This is a genomic window from Bacteroidales bacterium, from assembly GCA_031276035.1.
In the GTDB taxonomy this organism is placed as follows: Bacteria; Bacteroidota; Bacteroidia; order Bacteroidales; family BM520; genus RGIG7150.
In genome coordinates, this window is record JAISNV010000034.1 from 28,881 (window position 1) to 46,859 (window position 17,979).

The 17,979-nt window shown below is 35.3% G+C and carries 4 protein-coding genes; 2 read left to right on the forward strand and 2 right to left on the reverse strand.

The window, feature by feature from the left end:
• Positions 1-369 precede the first annotated feature (369 nt).
• Both LBP67_08705 and LBP67_08710 read left to right on the forward strand, forming a co-directional pair.
• Positions 370-2,061: a Zn-dependent hydrolase gene (locus tag LBP67_08705; protein MDR2085056.1), complete on the forward strand. Its 1,692-nt coding sequence runs from the start codon at positions 370-372 to the stop codon at positions 2,059-2,061.
• A 99-nt stretch (positions 2,062-2,160) separates the two neighbouring features.
• The gene (locus LBP67_08710) at positions 2,161-4,329 is read left to right on the forward strand and encodes a S46 family peptidase (GenBank protein ID MDR2085057.1); all 2,169 of its coding nucleotides are present in this window, start codon (positions 2,161-2,163) and stop codon (positions 4,327-4,329) included.
• A gap of 67 nt (positions 4,330-4,396) precedes the next feature.
• Here the strand turns inward: LBP67_08710 and LBP67_08715 are convergent, their stop codons facing one another.
• The gene (locus LBP67_08715) at positions 4,397-5,251 is read right to left on the reverse strand and encodes a DUF2807 domain-containing protein (protein MDR2085058.1); all 855 of its coding nucleotides are present in this window, start codon (positions 5,249-5,251) and stop codon (positions 4,397-4,399) included.
• A gap of 88 nt (positions 5,252-5,339) precedes the next feature.
• Entirely contained in the window at positions 5,340-17,789 is a 12,450-nt protein-coding gene (locus LBP67_08720) for a choice-of-anchor J domain-containing protein (protein ID MDR2085059.1), read from the reverse strand.
• Positions 17,790-17,979 lie beyond the last annotated feature (190 nt).

Below are 17,979 nucleotides of genomic sequence, written 5' to 3' on the forward strand. Positions count from 1 at the left end.
TAAACCCATGATTCAATCAAAAAATGAACAAGGTGTCATGAAACCGATAAATGATGTTCATTCTCTAAAGAGGCATCCAGCCCGATTGGTTTCATAGGAATAACTTATTTATTTTTTTAATCATGCAAATTTAGAAGTTTTTTGGACAGAATCTACAAAATCTATTCAAAATTTATCTATTTGTTTATTAAATGTAACGTAATTCTTTAATTATTAATATAAATAATATTATATACTCTCTTTATATCATAAAAAATATTAACATTTTTTTAAATTAAAACACGTAAAACTTAACTCTCATCTCATTAAAGCATTGAAATGAATTTAAAATATGTGTTATATTTGCAAATCATACAAAAATTTTTAATTATGAAATTAAATACTCTATTAATGTTAACTTTAGTTGTTTTTGTTGTTACTTCTTGCGGAACCAAAAAAGCCAGTGAAGAAACCTTAGAAAACAACTATCAGGGATGTATCAATATTCCCGAAGAAACTTTTCCAATGTGCGAAGACTACGTTAATGAAAGATTGGCTATTTTTGCGCCTTTCGAACTTAAGAGCGACTTAAGTCATCTTACCGACAACGAAAGAAAAATCGTTAATATTCTCTGGGATGTAGCGGATATTATGGATGACCTTTATTGGAAACAAACGATAGGACAAAGAGATAAATTCCTGAATAGCATTCAGGATCCTAATACAAAAGCTTTTGCAAAAATAATGTATGGTCCGTGGGACAGATTGAACGATAATATTTCTTTTATTGATCCGTTTATGGAAAAACCAAAAGGAGCGAACTTTTATCCTGTTGACATGACTGTTGAGGAGTTTGAAAAACTTAACGATCCGAATAAACGTTCTGGATATACTTTGATTCGCCGTGACGATAACGGAAACTTAAAGGTCGTTTGGTATCATGATGCTTATAAATCTCAGTTGGAAAAAGCTTCCGAACTTATGCGTCAGGCGGCTGCTTATGCTGATGATCCGGGTTTGAAAAATTATTTGGAATCCCGTGCCGAAGCACTTGTTACTTCCGATTATCAACCGAGTGATTTTGCATGGATGCAAATGCAGAATGCCAATATAGATTTCGTTGTAGGTCCTATTGAAAATTATGAAGATGCTCTATTCGGTTATAAATGCGCTTTCGAATCTTTTATTTTGATTAAGGATCCCGATTGGAGTGCCAAACTCAGTAAGTACTCCAAAATGCTTCCCGATTTGCAAAAACGTCTTCCTGTTGTTGAAAAATATAAAAGCGAAATGCCGGGAACAGATTCAGATATAAATGTTTATGATGCAATTTATTATCGCGGCGATTGTAATGCCGGAAGCAAAACTATTGCTATCAACCTTCCTAATGATGAAGAAGTTCATAAAACCATAGGCTCTCGTAAATTACAATTAAAGAATTCAATGAAAGCCAAATTCGATAAAATTGTTGTTCCTATTTCAGAAATTATTTTAGATGAAAGCCAATTACAACACGTTAAATTCGATGCATTCTTTGAAAACGTAACTTTCCACGAAGTTGGTCACGGCATGGGAGTTAAATCTCTCGTTAATGATCCGAACGCAACCGTTCGCGATGCTTTAAAAGAACAATATTCTGCCATTGAAGAAGCAAAAGCCGATATTATGGGACTTTATCTTGTTTCTCAACTTTACGAAATGGGCGAATATCCAGAAAAAGATTTGACGGATAATTATGTAACCTTCTTTACTGGAATCTTCAGATCAACCCGTTTCGGTGCCGCAAGCGCTCACGGAAAAGCAAACATGATGGTATTCAATAAACTTGAACAACTCGGTGCTTTTACCAGAAATGAAAAAACCGGAAAATATACGGTTCATTTTGAAAAAATGAAGACTGCAGTATCTGAAATACTTTCTTTAATACTTATTCTTCAGGGCGATGGAAATTATGATGGAACCAAACGCTTAATCCAAGAAGAAGGTATTGTTAAACCTGTTTTACAATCCGATCTTGATAGAATCAACGAGGCAAGTATTCCGGTTGATATAGTATTTACACAAGGTAAACATTTGTTTTAATTAATAAAATGGATTGTTTTTATCGTCAGCTCTTTGCAATGACATTTAAATCAATCTTTTTGATTTTTTTTAATCTTTGAATCCTAAAATTTTAATAATATGAGAAAATTTCTATTAATGTTCAGTACTCTTTTAATTAGTAGTACTCTAATCTTAAATGCTGCTCCTGATGAAGGAATGTGGCTGCCAATTTTTGTTAAGGACCTTAACATAGACAAAATGAATGAGATGGGTCTTAAACTCACCGCTGAAGATATTTACAGCATCAATAATTCGAGTTTAAAAGATGCTATCGTAAATTTTGGCAATTTCTGTACGGCTGAAGTTGTTTCGGAACAAGGATTGCTTTTTACAAATCATCATTGCGGATATAGTGCTATTCAGCAACACAGTTCTATTGAGCACGACTATTTGACTGATGGTTTTTGGGCGAATTCTTTTAAAGAAGAATTACCTTGCGAAGGGCTTACCGCTACTTTTTTCATTAGAATGGAAGATGTTACGGAAAAAGTTCTGGTTGATGTAACCGATAACATGACCGAAAAAGAAAGAAGCGATGCTATTCGTAAAGTTTCTAAAGAACTCGAAACCGAAGCTTCGGAAGACGGCAAGTATCTTGCAAGAGTTAACGGCCTTTTTGGCGGTAATGAATATTATTTATTTATCTATCAAGTTTACAAAGATGTTAGAATGGTTGGAGCTCCTCCTTCATCAATAGGTAAGTTTGGCGGTGATACTGATAACTGGATGTGGCCGCGCCATACCGGTGATTTTTCTGTTTTCAGAATTTATGCCGATAAAGATAATCAACCTGCAGAATATTCCGAAGATAACGTTCCTTATATTCCTAAATATGTTCTCCCTGTTTCAACAAAAGGCGTTGAAAAAGACGATTTCACAATGATTTGGGGCTATCCCGGTTCTACAGACAGATATCTTCCGTCTTGGGGTGTAAAACTTAACCTTGAGCAAACAAATCCTTCTATTGACGCTATTTTCGATATCATCCTTACAAATATGAAAAAAGGTATGGATAAAAGTCAGGATGTGAATATTATGTACGCTTCTACTTATGCTCAATATGCGAACTTGTGGAAAAACAAAAAAGGTGAAACCCGCGGACTAAAACGTTTAAATGTTTATGATAAGAAATTAAAAATTGAAAGCGATTTAAATAAATGGATAAATGCCGATCCTAAACGTAAAGAAAAATACGGTGAAACCCTTACTCTTTTAGAAGATGCTTATAAAGATATTGCTCAAAGTAATTTTTATAAAGATGCTTGGATAGTTCAAGGTGCGATAATAGGTTCAAGAATAATCAATAATATTTACGAACTTTCTACCGGACTTAAAGATGTTTACGGTGAAGAAAAGAAAAGTAAGGATGAAGTGAATGTTTTATTAGGTGAAATAGAAGAAATGCTTCCGGAATTATATTTTGAATATGATCAATATACCGAAGAACTTATTTTCAGAGAAGTTATTCGTTATTTACATTCATATTTCACCGGTGAGTCTGCTATAGAATCTTTAAAGCCGATTGATGAAAAATATAAAGGTGATGTTGACGCTTTTGTTGATGACGTTTTAAAGAATTCCATTTATGCTTCTCAAGAACATTTTCAAGCTTTCTTAAATAAACCCAATAAAAAAACTGTTGAAAAAGATCCTCTCAGAACTCTCGGAGATGATTTAATTGGAGTTATGATGAACAGAAGAATGGCCATTGCAGAAAGTAGTCCTAAATTAAATAAAGGTAATCGTTTGTTTATCGCTGCATTAAGAGAGATGAATCCCGATGTGGCTTACTATCCGAATGCTAATTTCACAATGAGATTAACTTACGGCAGTATTTTGGATTACTATCCTGCCGATGCGGTTCATTACGATTATGTTTGTACTCTTGATGGCCTTATGGAAAAAGAGGATCCTACTAATGAAGAATTTATTGTTCCTGCAAAATTGAAAGAATTATGGAAAGCAAAAGATTACGGTGATTACGCCGATAAAGACGGTAAAATGATTGTTTGTTTCTTATCTGATAATGATATTACAGGTGGAAATTCAGGAAGTCCCGTAATTAACGGAAACGGTGAAATTATAGGTATTGCATTCGACGGCAATTGGGAAGCTATGAGCGGAGATATTGCTTTTGAACCGGAGCTTCAAAGAACAATTTCTGTTGATATTCGTTACGTTCTTTTTGTAATTGATAAATACGCAGGTTGTCAAAGAATTATTGACGAGTTGACAATTGTCAAGTAAATATTTTAAAAGAATTATATAAAAAAAGGTACCCTCAAAAAGGTACCTTTTTTATTTTCTCCACATACTAAAGCGGAATAATCCTTCCAGTACTTTTAATAATAACTTTATCCGTATTGACGTTTCCTTTGAGGTAAAGATTTCCGGAACCGTTAATTACACCTTCCAAAGTGTTGGTAACATGAGCATAAATATTACCGGAACTTCCTATCGAAATAGTGCAATTAGAAATTGTCATATCTTTTGCATCTATATCTCCCGAGTTTTTAATATTTAAATTGGCATTATTGCATGTTCCCGTAAAAAAAGCATCTCCGGCAGACTGTGAGGTGATTGTTGCAGTATTAAACTCAACGGTTCTCATCTTAATCTTACTCGATGTAACGGTGCTTATATCTACAATATCGGCAATTAATCCGTCGGATTCGACAGAAGATTGATTTGATAAAGTAATATTTAATCTTGCTATATTAGAGTTTGTGAAATATGCTTTCGAATTATCTCTAAGAGAAAGTGCACATTTAGTATCAGTTACTTCATTATAATATATGACGCTGCTGTTACTTAAAACTACTTCCGGTGTTCCCGGCGTAAATATCTTAATTGTTATCGGAACTGTCGGGTTTAAGATATAATTATCCTTAACTTTTAAGGTTAAAACACCATTTTTATTAATATCGTATTCAATATAAAAAAGTAAGTTTGATTCTCCTTCCATTTCAAGCTTATATAAATCATCTTTATAAATTTGAACAGTAAAGTTATCATATACATAAACTGTTGAGAAGTCGGCACAATGACGTGTTTCTTGTTTTACATTTTCATTTCCTGTAATAGTCTTTGTTTCTTCATTAGGATCTTTACAAGAATATACCAAAAGTAAAATAACTACCGGTAAAACGATTTTAAATATTCTGTCCATATTTCATTTAATTTTTTATTATAATTAATCTTATAACGCAAAAAGGGAGACGTAAAGTCTCCCTTTTATAAATTAATCTGTTGTTATATTATCTACCAACAACAACTCTATTATTTATCCTTTCTCCATTAATAGTATTAATTTCGAAATGATATACACCAGATGCAAAATCTTGTACTGAGATATTAACTCTATTCTCAGCATTAATATTTACAACTTTAACTAATTGACCGCTATTATTGAAGATTCTGATACTACTCATAGCATCACATTCAACGATAACATAATCACTAGCAGGATTAGGATACACATTTACTTCAATATCAGCATCTCCAATACCGGCAGATACTGTGATCGTAAAGTTTACGCGTGATGACTCACCTTGTGATGAATCTTCACATACCATAGATACTGAATAAGTATAAGTACCGGACGGCAATTGTTCTGTATCTTGATAAGATGTTTCATCTACTACTGCTATCAATACGCCTTGTCTGTAAATGTTATAACTAGCATCAACAACATTTGCCGGAGCATTCCATGTGATATTTATCAAATCATCAGACCATTTCTCTGCATACAAATCAGTAACTGGTTCACAGAATTCAGGGTTAATATCATCAACACAAGTTTGAACAGATTTAACGGCATTTGGTCCGTATAATGCTTCAATACAATAGTTGTGTAATATACCTTCATTTGGAATATCAGTATATTCTAATGTTAAGGCTGAAGTAGTTGCTATCAATTCACCGTCACGATATAAAGCATAACCAACCAAATCATTATAAGTATCACTTGGTGAAGTCCAAGTTAAAGTTACATTACCTAAGGAAGATTCAGCATTTATACTTGGTACTGCATTTACGACAACATTAGTAATAGTTAGGTAAGTTTTTGCAGACTCGTATTGGCCGTACATAGCTGTTACACCAACTTGCGCCGATGCTGTTTCCGCAACAAATTTATACATATAGTTTAAGTTTGTTGTTGAACCTAAGTAAACATCAGTAGAACCTTCCACAATATATACATTGTAAACATCCGCTCTTTCATTACCTGTCCAACCGAATACAACTGTTAAGTTTTCTTTGTCAACAACATTCATAGCGGTTACAGCAGGATATTGGTCATCATAAACTAAAGTTACAGCATCACATACAAATTCAGATTCTACTACTCCGCTGTATAATGCCGATACGCAATACAAGTAAGTACCTGCTTCAGTCGGAACATCTGTAAATGTTGTTGTTGAAATGTTATAAATCGTAGTCATATAATCACCATCGCGATATACATTATAAGCTGTGAAATTTGTAGTCGGCGTTGGAGCTGTCCATGTTACAACAACTGTAATGTCATCATTTTGAACAGTAGCATTAACATTTGTTACTTCCGCAACATCAACCAGCGTGCTCGCCTGTGTTGTTGTAGTGATACAACCTGTTACAAATACCGCTTCAATATCATATGTATATGTACCTTCGGCAAGAACATCATAAGAATATGTTAATGAGGATACTTCAGCTAAGAAGTTTCCATCTTCATAAATTCTATATGTACTTGCATTAGAAACAGCAGTCCATACCATATTAACTCTTGTATTTTCCGATGTTACGGCAAAGTTTGTAATAGCAGGTAAGTTAATTGACACGCTTACTTCTGATAACGGATTTGTACAATTTGTGATATCTTCATAGTTGACAAATACTCCATAAGTATAGCTGCCTGCCAATGCTTCAAATTCAGTATAAGAAGTATTAGTTGTTTCAGCTATCTCAACACCATTTTTAAAGATTGTGTATGATATAATTGTATTATACTCTACTTCAGGAGCCGTCCAAGTTAATTCTACCGAACAATTATCCACATTCGCAGCTAAGTCCGCTACCGGTTCACAAGTGCTCAAATTATTAATAATTAATGTTGTTGCACAAGATCTATCTGATTCATAAGTATTATATACTGCAGATACACAGAAATCATAAGAACCAGGACCAAATACATCTGTATAAAGTGTTGTTGGTGCGGTTATAGTTGCTATCTCTATATTATTACTATATAGTTTGTAACCTGTTACAATTTCTTGAGCAGGTGCTTGCCAGCTAATATTTACTTCGTATTCATTACTTGTTGTTGTAGCAAATACATTCGTCGGAGCTAAAATATTTAAGGTAATTGATTCGTTTGTGTTTACTTCACAACCACCTGAATAAACCGCTGCTACAGTATAAGTATAAGCAATATTAAAATCTAATGAAGCATCATCATCAGTATAAGTTACTTCTGTTGAAGGTAGAGTAGATATTAAAACTGCGTCTCTGTAAACCTTATAATTAGCAATATTAAATGAAGTATTAGGTGCAGACCATGTAAGAACAGTTGTCTTAATATCCGATGTACCTTGTGCTACATCTAAAGCAACCACAGGTTGACCGCAAGTAGCAACAGTAACGCAACGAGCGTCTCCCGTACACGGAATATCAGTAGCTTCAACTCTTACACAATATTCATAGGTACCTATTTCCATATTACCATCAATATAGTTTGTTGTAGCGGAAGATCCGATATACTCACCATCACGATAAACAAGGAAATTAACAGTTCCGTCATAATTTTGGAAATCCCAAGTTAAATAAACTTCGTGAACGTTTTCATCAAACACACCAGTTAAGTCGGTAATCCAAGGACATATTAATTCGGTTGCACAACCTAACGGAGATACGCAGCTAGGATACATTGCACGTACACAATACTCAAGTTCCCCGAATTGTTCATTGTCGAACGCATAAGTAAGTTCGTCTGTATAACCTATAAATAAGCCATTTCTGTAAATAGCATACTGGGTAGCTGGTTCCGAAGACGGACTTACCATAGCTGCCCAATCTATGGTTATATCAATAACATCATCATTTATATCTACTGTTGAGTTAACTACCGGAGCATCCCCACATTCGGTAAATGCATAATCAGTAATAGAAATTTCATCTAAACCTACGCCGTGGCCATAATTTACTAATCCTTCAAATGCAAGACTGAATGTACCGCTAATTTCAGGTAACAGAATAACACGTTCGGTCCAATCGGTAACCTCAGTTGTATATTCATCCAATAAAATCCATGCGCCATCTATATCAGTTCTATAATAAACTTTTAATCTATCTTGATCTCCAGCCCATGCGCTTTGTCTATGCCAGAATTTCAATACAGGCATATCTGAAGTTGTAAGATCTATATAAGGTGTAACAAGTTTGGTTGTTCTATCATATCCTGCGTAGTATAAACGTGCGGAATATGTACCTGCATAAGGAGGATAATAAGTTCCTGTAGGAATAACCGTCCAATCAACAATATTGACTGTTAAATATTCTTGATCCCAACATATAGGAAGATCGGTGTTGTTGTCTTCAAATCCTTCATAGAAAGGATATCCGAAAACATAACACGGAGTTGTTATACATACTTCATTTGAAGGATCAGATTCTTCTGTAGTTGAATTATAACTGTAAACTGCTGTTACTTTATAGCAATAATCAGTAACAAACTCAATTGTTTCGTCTACATATTCCATTTCTTCAACTAAAGAGGTATTTATTTGTGTACCGTCTCTGTAAACATTAAATCCTAAAGGTGTTAAATAATCTTCAACTTCCCAAGTTAAATATGCTTCTTCTACGTTAAATTGAGTAGTTACTTCCAAATTAATCGGAGGATCGAAATAGAGTACATCTACCGTTACACATGCAGGATCGGATACACAACCGTTAGAATAATTGGCAATTACACAATACTCATAAGTACCATTGCTTAAGCCCATATCAACATATAATAATCCGTTAATATCATTTGCAATAACTACGTCATCGCGATAAACATCAAAAGTAGGATTAACCATATCGCTAACAACTTTTACATCATCAAGTAGAATGAAATATTGATCCGTACAATTGAAATGACGGAAAGCTATATAAACATTACCTGAATAAGCTGAAAGGTCAATTGTTTTGAGTTGATAACTGGGGGCACCTACAGTTGCTATTGTTTCTTCAAACAATAATGTAAAGTCACTCGGATTATTACCTGTAGTAGATACATAAACGCCATAATGTTCTTCGTAATAGAGAGTTGCGTCATTTCCTGAAATCATAAAAGTTAATGATCCGTTAGCACCCAAATTAACCTGAGGAGTAACTAACCAATTATCGGGGGTCAAAGCACCAATAGTGTTAATAAACGATCCCGAACCGGCTGCATAATTACCGCTATAAGCAGGGAGATCAAAAGGAGTTGCTCCACTAGTGAGACCTTGAGTAGTCCATTTTTGTCCGTCATTATCAGCATCAATATTTGTCCATGTAGCAGGAATACTTCCACTTTCGAAACCTTCTTCTAAAACTGTTGCACTAGATAGTGTTTCTAAATCGGCAGTCCATGATAAGCTAACATTTCTTGCAACTACTGTTCCTGTAAGATTTTCTACCGGGTCACAATAAATATCAAGGATAACATCATCAATGGCTAAACCGTAACCGTATTGATTAGTTCCTTCGAAAGCGAACCAGAATGTTTCAGAAAGATCATCGAATATTACTTCAAGTTCTGTCCAAGAAGTTAACATACTAAGTTCTTGGTATGCTAATGTCCAAGCACCATCGGGAGAGTTTTTATAATAAACTTTCAGGTCAGTATCATCCGTACCACCCCAATTACCTATAAAGGCTTTAAACTGCAATTTAACTTTTTCATAATCCGTTAAATCGAATTGCGGCGAAACAAGTTTCGTGATATATGTTCCTCTGTTGCCGATTCTATCGGGGAATAATGCAAAATATTGACCTTCTGCTGCAGAAGACGGATATGTTGTATTAGAGGTAACAATTTGCCACGGCATTGGTGCGGTTCCGTTCGGACCTGCACTTACTATTTCCTGACTCCAACATAAAGGCATATAACCTTCGAACTCGAAACCTTCTGCATATGGTATACCAAGTAGTGCACAAGGATCTTCAGGAATAGTAATACATACTATATCCGTAGTATTAGATATACAATCGTCATAAACAGCTTGAACAGAGTAACAATATTCCATACCCCAATCAAGGTCTTCATCTGTATAAGAGAACGTTAATATCGGATCTTCATTAATTTTGAAACCGTCACGATAGATATTGAAACCTAATAAACCTGTTTCAACTACTGTTCCTCTTATAATAAATGGTAAACCGTAATTATAACTGGAACCTCCATCTGTCCATTGAATCCATCCTGTTGATGAATATTGCATTCCATTACCGGTATTGGTTTGTCCCCAAATTTGACGCGGTACTGCCCATGGACCATCTGATAATGAGCCGGTAAAGGCAACTACTACCCAATATTCTCCCATAGGTAATTCCAGATTATTCATATCAGCAATTACTGTTTGAATCGGTAAAGTATTAAAAGTAGCTATATTTGTTGAAGATGTTCTATAAATACCTGTCCACTCAGTTGAAACCAATCTATTAGTTGTCATATCACCCCATACTACTTGACCACCTGATGCAGGAGAAGCGTCGTAAATTTGTACATATACTCCTGTTATTGTAGATGTTGTAGAAGAAGTATTTTGTTGTGAACAATAGAATTCCATTTCTTCAATTATAGTATTTCCCACTAAGGTAAAATCATCTGCTATCATATAACCTAAGGTTAATCCGGCATTGGAGCCGTAGGTTGTAGAAGTAGGTTCTAACGAACTTGCATCAGCTCCATTATAAGCTTGTCCGACATGAGTAATTAATTCGGCTTGATTAAATATTTCATTATCTTTAGATGCGGGTTTTGTATATATTACATTTGGATAAATAGGATCTGCTTTAATCCAGTCTGCTTTTAAACTTGCAGGAGCGCTATTTTCCATTGATTTTGGATATTGAGGTTCCATTTTCGGTAATGCGGCTTTATCACCTAATTCCCATGTAAGAATAACATCATTCATATCTTCTGCAACGTACATGCCTTTAATTTCAGCAGTCAGATTCTCAGGCATTGCACAAGGAGATTCTCCGATAATAAATGTTACGAATACTGTAGCAGGTTCTGCCCCAGGTGTTCCTATGAAGTTAGCATTTGCATGCCATTCGCCTTCTTCAGCCCATGAGCCGTCCATTTTAAATAGAACATCCTGAGATTCTCCGGGTTCGAGGTGTCCTGTCATTGTTTCTGTGCTTAACCATCCTGCTTTACCAAGTTCAAAAATACCTATTTGATTAGGTGTTTGTTGTATGTTTGCAAAGAAACAAAGTTTATCTTCATACATAGCAGTAAATGCACCGCCGGCAATACTATTACCAGTTGCACCGGCAACATAAGTAAATCCCGGAAGCATATTAATATTAATAATAGGTGTAGAAGCTAATGTATTGTTAGCAATATCATATTGATAAACAAGGCATTGACTGTTATCATAAGCTGTTTGAGAGAATAATAACAAATACGGACCGCCTACCGTTACATTATCATAAGCACTTCCGTAAACGCCGGAAATAGTTGTACCTGTAACTTGAGATGTTCCGTCGCGGTTAATTCTTCTCAATGTTGTCCAATCCCCAATCCAAAAACCATCAACGGAAGGATCATAGGTGCAATGGCGAACATTTTCAGGAGTAGTAATAGTAGATATTAAAGTTTTATTTACAAAATCCATAACATACATTGTTGTGGAACTTGCTCCTCCATAAAAATAGCTACCGTCGTAAGCTAAATCACGAATACCACCTACACTTGCAATTGTGAAATTTTCAATAAATGTACCGTCCATTTCATATTTAGCGAATTTACCACTTGTACCCCAAAAAGCAGTGTAAATATAATTTCCATCGGTAGCAATACCTTGTTGTCCGCCTTCAGATGATCCGGCAAAATTATATACTAAATCCCAAGCATCTTTAGAACCGGATTTATCAAGATATTCGATTTCGAGAGCCCAATCAACAGCACCGTCACCATCATTATGTAAGGTAACACCAGCATATCCATCAACAGTATAAGTTGTTTGAACTGTAACCTCTTCAGGAACAACATAGAAATCAGGAGCTGTAAGTACAAAATCAATACGGGTAACAGGTTGTGAAACATCTTCGCCGTTTTTGTAGTCTGAATGATAACCTATTTTAGAAGCGACACCGTCATAAGTTCCAACTTCTGCTTCCAAAATGGTATATACGCCACTAACATTGGTTGTTTCGGTATACTCTGCATAATCTCCTTTAAAATAAACTGTAGCTCCTTCAACAGGGTTTCCTTGATGGGTAACTTCACCCGTCAGTATAGTATATTCAGGTACATAAATATAAATATCATCAAGAACTACTCCGTAACCAAAACCATCCACACCTTCGAAAGCAATCCAATATGTAGAAGAAAGTTCAGGTAGTAAATAATAATCTTGTTGCCATGTACTAATATCTTCAGTAAATTCATCTAATAATACCCATTCTGAATTTCTATCATTTTTATAATAAACTTTTAAATAATCTTGATCTCCAGACCAGGTAAATTGTGCATGCCAGAAAGATAATTTAACTTCATCGTAACTTGAAAAATCAAATTGCGGAGAAATAAGTTTTGTTGTATTTCCTGTTATTGAATGTGCAAATGCGGCATTATAAGATCCTGTATGCGGAGCAGACGGGTTAGAAGTATTGGTTCTGAACAACCAGTCATTATTTCCGACAACATATTCTTGTCTCCAACATTCCGGTATAAGGTTACCGCCTTCAAAACCTTCAGAGAAAGGTAATGCAGTAATGGCGTAACAATCGGTAATAAAGCTAACTTCTATCCATTCGCTTATATCGCCGCCGCCACAATTGGTTTGGAGATAAACCGTATAAGACGTATTTTCAGTCAGAGGAGTAAAAGTATATGTAGGATTTAAAGCGGAAACTATTGTTCCGGAACCTTGCGGTTGACCGGTTTCCACGATTTCCAAATTCCAAGCATAAGTACCTTCTGCCGGAGTCCAAGTAACAGTAGCTGATGTTTCATCAATATAAGTAACGGCTAAATCTGTAGGAATATCACAAGTAACCGCACCCCCGATGCAAACATCAAATTGAATATTATTACGTGTTGTAACTCTAGCATAAGCTGTTGGAGGAGTTGCCGGATTGATCTGTGTAGTGCCGTCCACTCTATAATGTAAAGTTTTATAATCAGATGCTGTATGAGCATAGAAAGTATTGTTACTAGATGTATAATAAGCTCCTTCATTGTCAAGAACAGCAACAACAACATTACCGCCCGCATATTCAAACTCGGTATCAAAAGGTATTGTTACCCAATAATTTTCACCTGTATTATCCAAATGTAAGGTACCTGTATAAACTAATTCAAGTTCATTATATGCTACCCAATCTGTTGTAGAGGCAAATGCTGTTTTATCTGTATTACCTATATATACACTAAAATTTTGTCTATCTTGAGCAGTACTATAAAAATATTGGAAGGCCACCGAAGATATTTTTCCGGTTTCTCCTTCATATCCTATTTCGCTTGCATCAAAGATTTGTTGTGAATATGTATGTCTGTAAAAAGTATTAATAGGTATAAGATATGTACCTGTTGTACCTGTACCTATAGTTACAAGGTCTTCTTCGCAAGCCAGAATTTCTTCCGCCGGACAGAATTCGAACATAGCATTATTACGTTGTTGCACTCTTGCATAACCGGCCGGAAGACCTAAAGGATCAATATGAACCGTACCATCTACTCTATAGTGTAATGTTTTATAACCGGTAGTAGTATGATAGTAGAAAGTATTATTGCTTCCTGTATCGTATGCGCCTGCATTATTGAGAACCGCAACAACAAGATTTCCACCTGTATAAGCATAAGGTGTATCGAAATTAATAGTAACCCAATTATTAGTATTATTAAAAGTAATGCTACCGGTAAATACTTGTCTCATATCAAGCAATGGTACCCAATCTGTTGTTGAAGTAAATTCCGTTTTAGTTGTATTACCTATATATATAGTAACAGGATCTTTAGTTGTTGCCGTAGAATAAATATATTGGAATGATATTGATGTTAACATCATATCTTCATTGAATGTTCCTATTTCGGCAGCATCGAAAATTTGTTGAGAATAAGAATGTCTGTAATACGTATTTACAGGAAATGCATTGGTGCCTGTTGTTCCTGTTCCTATTACAACATCTTCACAGTTAGGACTTTTACAAGACTCTTTTTCTATTGTTAGAGGTTCTGATTCGCCATCTTCACAAACAACAGTAACAGTCCAATTATGTGATTCTCTTTGGTCGAAACCGCTATCAGTGTAAGAAGTGGTTTCTATTCCTTGAGCTATTTGAACACCATCTCTATACACATTATAATATTTTGCATCAGGATCAGGTGATAATAATTGGAAATACATTGATACGCCAGCATCACCCAATAGAGGATTAGCTAACATCCAATCCGTTCCTGAGCCAAAAGCATTCGAAGGATCATGAAGGTAGAAACCTGTACTTATACCTGTATATCCGTAATAAATATTCCATCTTGCATTGTTTAATGTCGCAGGTTTTGCAACATTAAAGTGAGCTGCAACGCCAATCCAATATTTACCTGCTGTAGAAATCTCAAAAGGTGTGCTAAGGCGTGCTGACCAAAGAGTACCTAAATCCCAACTACCAGCTACTGTATAGTTTATAATCTCATCAACCAATACTGTGCCGGGAGAGTCATTATCATCATCCATTATCACAATACGTAATTGCGTTGTTGTAGCAGAGCCGGAGCTATAGAAACCTGAGGTAACAACTTTATCTATTATCCATCCCTCTTCAGCTTCAAAATCATCGGCAACCAAAACATAGGTATCTGTCCATGATGAAGAAATTAAGCCATTATTACCAGTAGTCGGAACAGCAATATTTGTATTATCCCACAAAACTGTCGGAGCTTTATTTCCCTTTGCCGGTGCTGTCCAAGAAAGTTCAGCAGCACAATTTTCATCATATTCAACTGTTAGATCAGTAACGGGATTACATTCTGCAGGTGCTAAAACTTCCACATCAATACATACCTGTTCCGATGAACCTTCGTCATAAACAGCAACTACACAATACTCATGTTCGCCTTCTGCAACTCCTGTATGATTATAATAGGTATTAGTTGTGGTACCGAGAGATGTCCCGTTGAAGAAAACTTCATAGCCGGTAAGACCTTTAGATGCATACGGAACATATTGCGCAGTAAGAGATAGTTCATTTTCCTTAATTGTTGTCATGTTTTTTCCGCCTGGCGCCGACCAATTAAGATATACTGTTGTAGAAACTACATTTGCTGTCAGATCGGTAATAGGGTCAAGAGAAACACAAGCTTCTTTATCAAGAATTGCAGCCTCTGTTAATCCGCCGTTCAAACAAGTTGCCTTTACAGACCAAACATGACCTTCAGTAGTACTAAATCCGGTATCGGTGTAAGTCAACTCTGTTAATTCGCTTGCAACCAAAACGCCGTCTCTATAGACGTTGAATGTAGGTTCAAATTCTGGAATGCCGTAAACGGAAAACACTGCAGATTTTGAGGCTTGAGCTGACAATGAATACCAGGAATTATTAGCAATGCCGTATATCGAATTTGTAACAGATCCGTATAAATAACCGACATTTCCTACTACTGTTGGACCGGTTATCCATAAATATCTCTGAATACCTGAACTGTAGTTTGATGTTGAAATGCCATAAACGGACAACCAATATCTACCTGCTGCAAGTTCAATATTTTCAGAAGATATATCCAAAGTAATTGTACCTGTAGCATAAGGAAGACCCGTAATTGTATGTATCAAAGTATTCGGAGCGCCATCTGCATTACTATCCCATATTTTTATACCGAGTGACGTAGGGAGGCTAGTAGCAGCAGTATATCCTGTATATGCACTAATTTTAGTCAAAACAGTATTAGCATCTAAAACAAAATCATCAACTATATGTACATCTCCATCATTCCATGACTGAGAAAAATATCCGCTTGTTGTTTGTCCAACTTGCATTTGGTCCCAAAGTAGCATATCACCACCAGTACCAGCTTCAAAAGTCCATGTCAGCACAGCATCGCAATCTAAATTATAAGCTACATTCAAATTTGTAGGAGGATCATCACAAGTTAAAACTGTAAAAGAAATATCTGTTCTTAGGGAAATACAATCATCATTAAATACAGGAGTAACACTTGCAATATAATTACTTTCATTCTCTAAATCTGAAAAAGTATATGTCGGATCTGCAACAGTAGCAACTTCAATATAACCTAAAAAGACTTTATATTCTACAGCTCCCGTTATAGCATCCCACATAATTGTTGCATTAGCGCCATTAACATCAACTGTTAAACCTGTTACTGGGTCGCACTCTTGAGGAGGGTTTGTTAAACATGAAGTATTATTAAAAGTAAAGAAAATTCCTTCTTCTTGATCTTCAAAATCACCGGTTTCACAAGTAAATATAGTAGTTCCTTCAGAATTTTTAATTACAAACGAAACTTCTTCATCATAATTAGCGGGCGTCCAATAGCAAGAAATATTACCTATAGGAAGTGTGACAGTTGAAGTGGCAGTTGCCTCATTACATGTAATAATATTCCATTCATTATTATATGAATCGAAAAAGCTTATAGTAGCGTCATTCCAGCCATCACCAAATTCGTCTTCCATTTCAACACTTATATTACAAACCTCGGTTGGCAGGGCATCGCGTGTGTATGCAGCCAAATCCCATACATGACGATAACTCGTAAAATAAGAGTATGTTGTGGCCCAGCTGCCATTATAGTAAAAAATATTAGTTTTACCTTCGATATAACCCAAATCAGCTGAAGCAGAATTTGATGAAACTGCGGGATAACAAGTTTGTGATGGTGAAAAGTTTATACCAAACCAAACTTCTTGTGTTCCGTCAATTAGAATAGGAGTAGATAATTCTGCAAAATTATAAAAGTTCAAAGAATTAACATCAGTATAATCATAATTTGTTGCTAAAACTTCTGCTACTAATGTTCCGGGATCATAAGTTGTACCGACTACCGACCCACCAACATAAACTTGAATTTTTGGTGCTGTAGAAAATGCTGTGTAATAGGTTATAGCACCACTCACAGCACTAGGATTTATTATATACTTAATCTTTGTCAAGTATTGGCCTACATAGTCAGCAATATCCTCGACAGCAAAACGCTGATAAACACCGAATTGAGTGGCACCAGCTCCGGAAAGGCTATATGTTGGCCCTTGAAACCATGTCATCCAATTTGTACCAACGGGCCCTTTAGAGCCTTCTTGCATTGCAATAGGTCCAATCAACTCATTCGATTGAGCCTGATCTTTTTCTAACGAAGAGTGCGTTAACATCTTCTCTCCGTCTTTACTCTTTGATTTTTTCTCAATAACTACGTTATCAATACTCATCAAAGTCTCAAATTTTTGCGCAATTCCCGTGAATGAAACAAGAAATGCTAAACTTAAAATGAATAAAAGTTTTTTCATAATCAGATTTTTTAATTTATACTAATTTATTTTATTTATTTACAATATATTAAGCAAATATTCGGGCATACATAATACCCGAACATAAATTATCATGCAAATATAGAATTATTTTATTTATTTTAAAACTTTTCAACACTTTTTTTTCAGTTTGTTGAAAAGTTTTTTAACTCTCTTATTTATTATCAGT

Coding starts and splice junctions, on each gene's coding strand:
- LBP67_08720 (MDR2085059.1), bottom strand. CDS start 17,789: ATGAAAAAACTTTTATTCATTTTAAGTTTAGCATTTCTTGTTTCATTC.
- LBP67_08715 (MDR2085058.1), bottom strand. CDS start 5,251: ATGGACAGAATATTTAAAATCGTTTTACCGGTAGTTATTTTACTTTTG.
- LBP67_08705 (MDR2085056.1), top strand. CDS start 370: ATGAAATTAAATACTCTATTAATGTTAACTTTAGTTGTTTTTGTTGTT.
- LBP67_08710 (MDR2085057.1), top strand. CDS start 2,161: ATGAGAAAATTTCTATTAATGTTCAGTACTCTTTTAATTAGTAGTACT.